Annotated in this window: 1 protein-coding gene; it reads right to left on the bottom strand. The window is 68.8% G+C overall.

Annotated elements, in window-relative coordinates; all coding sequences use genetic code 11:
* Positions 1 to 230: 230 nt before the first annotated feature.
* Positions 231 to 1,601, bottom strand: coding sequence for an IS110 family transposase (locus tag SLP03_RS31325; protein ID WP_319464248.1), 1,371 nt, complete (start codon positions 1,599 to 1,601; stop codon positions 231 to 233).
* Positions 1,602 to 1,806 lie beyond the last annotated feature (205 nt).

Genomic DNA, 1,806 nt, shown 5'->3' with positions numbered 1-1,806 from the left:
CTGAGACGAAACTCGGCCTCAGCCACGTGTGCGGCAGCGTCCCGGCGGAGCCGGGACACGGTGGTTTCCGGGCATGGTGGTGGGCTTGCCGCTGGTGGCGGGGTGCGGCAAGCTGGGTGCTGGTGGGAAGAGCGACCACGTTGTCGGCCCCGCGGGGTCTGACCTTTCGCCGGAAACGGCCTTGTCGGCGTTCTTCCCACCCCTATATGTGCGCGCTGGTGGTGGGCCTTTCAGCCGGCGGCCTCACCGCTCTCGCCGTCACCGGGATCCCCGCTGTCCGGGCTGTCGCCGTCGTCGTGGTCGGTGAGGATGATCTTCTTGCCCGACAGGGCTTCGAGCTGGGCGATCAGCCGGCGGGTGTGGGTTTGCTGGTCGACGCCGCGGGTGTAGTAGTCCTGGCCGAGATCGGTGTAGGGCTGCCCGGTGGACAGGACGGTCCAGATGACCTTGATTAGGGTGTGCGCGACGGCGAACGCGGCTTTCTTCCCGGCGGTTTTGTTCGCCCGGCCGCCGAAGCGGCGGTGCAGCCGGTGGAACCGCGCCCCGATCCGGGTACGAGTCCGGGATGCGGCGAGGGCCGCCTCGATGAGGATCGACTGGACGTGGGTGTTGCCCTTGCGGTGCCGGGCCTTGCGACGCCGGCCGGCGGACTCGTTGTTCCCGGGGGCGAGCCCGGCCCACGCGGCCAGATGCTTCGCGGACGGGAACCGGCCCATGTCCACGCCGATCTCGCTGACGATCACCGCGGCGACCCGTTCCCCGATCCCGGGGATACTGCTCAGCAGCCGGATCTGCTCGGCGAACGGCGCGACCAGCCCGCACTCCCCGACCGCGGCCCGCCGGGTGGTGCCGGCGGTGCCGGCGTGGCCGATCTTCTCCTTGACCTGGGTGATCATCTGGTCGAGGTGATCAAGCCGGGCCAGGTGGAACCCGATCATCTGACCATGATGGGCGGTGAACCTGCCGGCCAGAGCCAGCCGCAGATCGTCGGCCTTGTTCCGCAGCACCCCGCGGGCCAGCCCGGCCAACACGCGCGGGTCGCGTTCCCCGGCCACCAGAGCATCCAGCATCGCCCGGCCCGACACGCCGAACGTGTCCGACGCGACGACGTCCAGCTTGACCCCGGCCGCCTCGAGGACTTTGAGCAGCCGCTGCTTCTCCCGGCTGCGTTCCTCGGTCAGCTTCGTCTGATACCGGGTCAGGTCCCGGATCTCACGGATGTCATCCGGCGGCAGGAAACTACCCCGCAGCAGCCCGACCTCCAACAGCCGCGCCAGCCACTGCGAGTCCTTGACGTCCGTCTTACGACCCGGCACGGCTTTGACGTGCGCGGCGTTGACCACGTCGATCGTCAAGCCCGGCCCACCGGCCTCCCGTAACGCGGAGTACACCGGCCACCAGTACGGGCCGGTCGACTCCATCGCCACATGCGTCACCCCGTGTTCGACCAGCCATGACGCCATCGCCAGCAACTCCGCGTAGAACGTGCGGAACGTGCGCGTGGTCTCCCGCCGTGCCACCCGCCGCGGATCTGGGGTCCGCACACTCACCGTGATCTGCTTCTTATGCACATCGATCCCTGCGACATGCGAGTACAACACGTCCAAACGAGCCTCCAGCTCCGTCCCGATCACCGGCCAGGGACGGCGCCGCTCGCAGAGCCCGTCATAGACTCATGACACTGAGACACGTGCACGGGGGGCAACAACCTGGGGTACCAGGGACGGGCTCCCACACCATTCTTGGTTTCAGGCACCGCGAGGGCACCAAGCGCAACCGGCGACGGCGAGCGACACCGCCGACCCG

The sequence above is a fragment of the Micromonospora sp. RTP1Z1 genome (assembly GCF_033804685.1).
Lineage (GTDB): Bacteria > Actinomycetota > Actinomycetes > Mycobacteriales > Micromonosporaceae > Micromonospora.
The sequence above is the reverse complement of the archived record's forward strand: the minus strand, read 5'-3'. Positions and strand labels throughout refer to the sequence as shown.